Source organism: Butyrivibrio sp. (assembly GCF_024699075.1).
Window position 1 is genome coordinate 1 of sequence record NZ_JAILQF010000249.1, and the last position, 4770, is coordinate 4770.

The following is a 4770-nucleotide window of genomic DNA, read 5'->3' on the forward strand; positions in this document are numbered from 1 at the left end:
GCAGCATACGTTGGCACTGTAATTGCAAAGCGTGCACTCGAGAAGGGAATCAAGACGGTTGTCTTCGACAGAGGCGGTTTTATCTACATGGGTAAAGTCGCAGCATTAGCTGAGGCAGCCAGAGAAGCTGGCCTGGAATTCTAGGAAAGGAAGAGGAAATACATGAAACGTACAATCGTAGATGCAAGCCAGTTGGAATTAGAAGATAAGGTTGTTACCATTAAGAGAGTTACCAAGGTTGTTAAGGGCGGAAGCAATTCCCGTTTTACAGCACTTGTAGTAGTAGGTGACAAGAATGGTCATGTTGGAGTAGGCCTCGGAAAGGCAAAGGAAGTTCCCGAAGCAATCCGCAAGGGCAAGGAAGATGCTATGAAGCACATCATCGAGATCGCACTTGATGAGAATAACTCCATTACTCATGATTTCATCGGACAGTACGGATCTTCAAATGTTCTCCTTAAGAGAGCTCCCGAAGGTACCGGTATCATCGCCGGCGGTCCTGCTCGTATCGTTTGTGAGCTTGCAGGAATCAAGAACATCCGTACAAAGTCTCTCGGCTCAAACAATAAGCAGAACGTTGTTCTTGCAACCCTTACCGGACTCTCAGAGCTTAAGCGCCCTGAAGAAGTAGCTAAGAAGCGCAATAAGTCCGTTGAGGAAGTTCAGGCGTAAGGAGGAGTAAAAAAATGGCAGACAAGAAGTTAAAGATTACTCTGACCAAGTCCCTGATCGGTCAGGTTCCCAAGAACAGAGCGATTGCAGAGTCCATGGGCCTTCGTAAGATCGGAAAGACAGTTGTTCTTCCTGACAACGATGCAACTAAGGGCCAGATTCGTCTGATCAATCACCTTGTTAAGGTTGAAGAAGTTTAATAGGAGGTATTCTTACCATGGAATTATCCAACTTAAGACCTGCTGATGGTTCCAAGCAGAGCGATAATTTTAGAAGGGGCCGTGGACACGGCTCAGGAAACGGCAAGACTGCTGGTAAGGGTCACAAGGGTCAGAAGGCTCGTTCAGGAGCACCAAGACCTGGTTTCGAAGGTGGTCAGATGCCTTTGTTCAGAAGACTTCCTAAGAGAGGTTTCAAGAACATCAATGCAAAGAATTATGTAGCTATCAATGTTGACAGACTGGAAGCATTTGATAACGGAGCTGAAGTTACTGTCAGCGCACTTAAGGAAATGGGCATTATCAAGAAGGAAAATGATGGTGTTAAGATTCTTGGTGGCGGAGAATTAACTAAGAAGCTTACGGTTAAAGTAAATGCATTCAGTGCATCTGCAAAAGAAAAAATCGAGGCTCTTGGTGGAACAGCTGAGGTGATCTGATGCTAACAACCCTAAAGAATGCATTCAAAATCAGAGAGATCAGAAGCAAGATTATTTTTACACTTCTGATGCTTGCAGTAATCAGGCTTGGAACTTTAATAACTGTTCCCGGTATTTATGGTGATCAGTTTTCAGCATGGTTTGCTGAACTTACAGCAAGTGGATCATTAGGTCTTATGGATCGTTTTACTGGTGGATCATTCGAGTCTATGTCAATTTTGGCTTTGAATATTACACCTTATATTACGTCTTCAATCATTATTCAGTTGCTGACTATTGCTATTCCTGCTCTTGAGGAATGGCAGCATGATGGAGAGGAAGGTCGTAAGAAACTTACAAATCTTACTCGTTACATCACAATAGCACTTGCGCTTGTAGAATCAATTGCTATGGCAGTAGGTTTCTATCGCAACGGACTTCTTATCAAATCTCAGAACTGGGTATATTGTGTAGAAATCGTTGTAGCGCTTACTGCTGGTAGTGCATTCCTTATGTGGATTGGTGAAAGAATTACTGATTATGGTGTAGGTAATGGTATATCTATTGTCCTCACAATCAACATTGTTTCAAGAATGCCGCAGGATTTAAGAACTCTTTATGAGCAGTTCCTTATGAACCATTCTGTTGTTCAGAAGGTTGTTTATGGACTTATCATTCTTGCAATAATCATTGGAATGGTACTTCTTGTAATCCTGCTCAATGATGCAGAGCGTAAGATACCGGTACAGTATGCTAAGAAGCTGCAGGGCAGACGTCTTGTAGGTTCAAGTGGAGCAGAGATTCCACTTAAGGTTAATACAGCCGGCGTTATGCCTATCATTTTTGCAATGTCACTTTTCCAGTTCCCTATTATTGTATCTCAGCTTCTGGGATATAACGGAACAGGAGTATGGAGCGAGGTTCTTAAATACCTCAACGAAGGCCAGTGGTTCCAGCCTTCACAGTGGAAATATAGCTTAGGTCTTGTACTTTATGTACTGCTTATGGTATTTTTCGCTTATTTCTATACTGACATTACATTTAATCCGCTTGAGATTGCAGACAATCTTAAAAAGCAGGGTGGATTTATTCCTGGTATCAGACCTGGTAAGCCAACCAGCGATTATCTGCAGACCATGCTTAGATACATCATCTTAATTGGTGTAAGTGGCCTGATAATCATTGCGGTCCTTCCAATCGTATTTAATGGACTTTTTAATGCTAATGTATCATTTGGTGGCACTTCTCTTATCATCGTTGTCAGTGTTATACTGGAAACAGTTAAGCAGATTGAGTCTCAGATGCTTGTTCGTAATTACAAAGGCTTTTTAGACGATTGAGAATTATAAAAAGAGGCCGGGTTTCATGGATTTGCATGGCCCGACCTTCTTTTACGTTGACATAAAAGATTGTATACATAAAAGAGGAGACAGGGGAATGAAGATTATAATGCTGGGAGCACCCGGTGCCGGAAAAGGAACTCAGGCACAGATGATCTGTGACAAGTACAACATTCCGCACATTTCAACGGGAGATCTTTTTAGATCAAATATTAAAAATGGTACAGAACTTGGAAAAAAAGCCAAAGAGTATATGGATAAGGGACAGCTTGTTCCTGATGAACTTACAGTAGAGCTTCTTTTAGACAGAGTAGCAAAGGATGATTGCAAGGACGGATATGTTCTTGATGGATTCCCAAGAACTATTCCTCAGGCAGATGTACTTGATAAAGAGCTTACAAAGCTTTCTGACAAGATAGACTATGCTATCAATGTAGAAGTTCCTGATGAGAACATCGTAAGAAGAATGTCTGGAAGACGTGCATGTCTTAAATGTGGAGCTACTTATCATATCGAGCACATTCCTCCGAAACAGGAAGGCATTTGTGATCGTTGTGGTAGTGAGCTTGTACAAAGAGATGATGACAAGCCTGAAACAGTTCAGAATCGTCTCAGCGTTTATCATGAACAGACACAACCTCTTATAACCTATTACGATGGCAAAAATATCCTTAAAACAGTAGATGGAACCAAAGATATGAATGATGTCTTTGAAGATATCGTTAAGATCCTTGGATAATTGAGGTCCTGTTATGCAGATCTATTTAAAGACACCGGATCAAATTGATCTGATGAGACAATCAGGGCACCTCTTAGCACAGGTGCATGCAGAATTACATCAGGCATTACGCCCGGGTATGTCAACTCTTGAGATTGATACCTTAGGAGAAGAACTGATCAGAAAAATGGGTGGTATTCCTAATTGCAAGAATTATGAAGGCTTTCCGGCTTCCATTTGTATCTCTGTAAATGAAGAGGTAGTTCATGGAATACCCAGAGCTGACAGAATATTGCAGGAAGGCGATATTGTTACATTCGATACCGGCCTTATTTATAAAGGATGGCATTCAGATGCTGCCAGAACATGGGGCGTAGGAAATATAAGTCCTGAAAAGCAAAAGCTTATAGATGTTACGAAGCAGAGCTTTTTTGAGGGAATAAAGATGGCACGCGCCGGTAACAGACTCTATGAGATATCCAAAGCCGTTGATAAGTATGTTACAAAATATGGTTATGGAATAGTACATGAACTGACAGGCCATGGAATAGGACAGAGTCTTCACGAAGACCCCAATGTACCAAACTACAGACAGATTCGAAGGGGCATCAAACTTCAGAAAGGCATGACGATCTGTGTTGAACCTATGATAACCATGGGCAAAAGACAAGTCGGATGGCTTGATGATGATTGGACAGTTGTGACAGTAGATGGATTACCTGCTGCTCATTATGAAAATACAATCGCAATTACCGATGGCGAACCTGAAATATTGACAATGCTTGAAGATGAGGAATAAATGCTGCACAAAGCAAGGAGGGAATAATGTCTAAGGCAGATGTAATAGAAATCGAAGGAAAAGTTATTGAGAAACTTCCTAACACAATGTTCCGTGTAGAACTTGAAAACGGACATGTAGTTCTGGCTCATATAAGCGGTAAGCTTAGACAGAACTTTATCAGAATCCTTCCCGGAGATAAGGTTACTATGGAGCTTTCACCATATGATCTTACAAAGGGTAGAATCATTTGGAGAGACAAGTAATTTTTCCTGAAAAAATTTACTGAAATTTTTGCGGTAAATTTGTTGCATTTTATTTTATTTTGCGCTATACTATAAAACGGTCTTCTGCGTAGAAGGCTCTCTTTGCGTCTTTTTATGTGAAGAGGTAGTATGACATAAAGAATGTGGGAAACTACAGGAAAGGAGTCGGGATGAAAGTCAGATCTTCTGTTAAGCCTATGTGCGAGAAGTGCAAGGTTATTAAGAGAAAGGGTGTCATTCGTGTTATCTGCGAAAACCCTAAGCACAAGCAGAGACAGGGATAATTCGATTCGTCCGGGCGCCGCGCAAAGCGGCAAATGTCTGTTCGATTAATATATCGTAGAGCCTACGTATATTAC

The 4770-nt window shown here is 41.4% G+C and carries 9 protein-coding genes; all 9 read left to right on the forward strand.

Translation table 11 applies throughout. The features are described from left to right. Window positions 1-144, forward strand: a 144-nt coding sequence (locus K6G87_RS10180; protein ID WP_296836637.1) for a 50S ribosomal protein L18, incomplete at its 5' end; no start/stop codon positions are given. A gap of 18 nt (window positions 145-162) precedes the next feature. After that, a complete protein-coding gene (rpsE, locus tag K6G87_RS10185; RefSeq protein WP_296836621.1) occupies window positions 163-672 on the forward strand; it encodes a 30S ribosomal protein S5 in 510 nt (169 codons plus the stop codon). A 14-nt stretch (window positions 673-686) separates the two neighbouring features. Then, the gene (gene rpmD / locus K6G87_RS10190) at window positions 687-872 is read left to right on the forward strand and encodes a 50S ribosomal protein L30 (RefSeq protein ID WP_296836623.1); all 186 of its coding nucleotides are present in this window, start codon (window positions 687-689) and stop codon (window positions 870-872) included. A gap of 17 nt (window positions 873-889) precedes the next feature. Continuing rightward, entirely contained in the window at window positions 890-1330 is a 441-nt protein-coding gene (gene rplO / locus K6G87_RS10195; RefSeq protein WP_296836625.1) for a 50S ribosomal protein L15, read from the forward strand. Further along, a complete protein-coding gene (gene secY, locus K6G87_RS10200; protein WP_296836627.1) occupies window positions 1330-2649 on the forward strand; it encodes a preprotein translocase subunit SecY in 1320 nt (439 codons plus the stop codon). The genes rplO and secY overlap by 1 nt, the downstream gene beginning before the upstream one ends. Window positions 2650-2746: 97 nt before the next feature. Further along, complete coding sequence (locus K6G87_RS10205; RefSeq protein ID WP_296836629.1) at window positions 2747-3388, forward strand: adenylate kinase; 642 nt, start codon at window positions 2747-2749, stop codon at window positions 3386-3388. A 13-nt stretch (window positions 3389-3401) separates the two neighbouring features. Then, a complete protein-coding gene (gene map / locus K6G87_RS10210) occupies window positions 3402-4166 on the forward strand; it encodes a type I methionyl aminopeptidase (protein ID WP_296836631.1) in 765 nt (254 codons plus the stop codon). A 26-nt stretch (window positions 4167-4192) separates the two neighbouring features. Beyond that, entirely contained in the window at window positions 4193-4411 is a 219-nt protein-coding gene (infA, locus tag K6G87_RS10215; RefSeq protein ID WP_022754358.1) for a translation initiation factor IF-1, read from the forward strand. Between the two features lie 170 nt (window positions 4412-4581). Beyond that, window positions 4582-4695: a 50S ribosomal protein L36 gene (gene rpmJ / locus K6G87_RS10220; RefSeq protein ID WP_022754357.1), complete on the forward strand. Its 114-nt coding sequence runs from the start codon at window positions 4582-4584 to the stop codon at window positions 4693-4695. The last annotated feature ends 75 nt before the right edge of the window (window positions 4696-4770 follow it).

Bases quoted from the DNA above. Each gene is read 5' to 3' on its own strand.
- infA (WP_022754358.1), top strand. From the start codon at position 4,193: ATGTCTAAGGCAGATGTAATAGAAATCGAAGGAAAAGTTATTGAGAAA.
- secY (WP_296836627.1), top strand. From the start codon at position 1,330: ATGCTAACAACCCTAAAGAATGCATTCAAAATCAGAGAGATCAGAAGC.
- rpsE (WP_296836621.1), top strand. From the start codon at position 163: ATGAAACGTACAATCGTAGATGCAAGCCAGTTGGAATTAGAAGATAAG.
- rplO (WP_296836625.1), top strand. From the start codon at position 890: ATGGAATTATCCAACTTAAGACCTGCTGATGGTTCCAAGCAGAGCGAT.
- rpmD (WP_296836623.1), top strand. From the start codon at position 687: ATGGCAGACAAGAAGTTAAAGATTACTCTGACCAAGTCCCTGATCGGT.
- rpmJ (WP_022754357.1), top strand. From the start codon at position 4,582: ATGAAAGTCAGATCTTCTGTTAAGCCTATGTGCGAGAAGTGCAAGGTT.
- map (WP_296836631.1), top strand. From the start codon at position 3,402: ATGCAGATCTATTTAAAGACACCGGATCAAATTGATCTGATGAGACAA.
- K6G87_RS10205 (WP_296836629.1), top strand. From the start codon at position 2,747: ATGAAGATTATAATGCTGGGAGCACCCGGTGCCGGAAAAGGAACTCAG.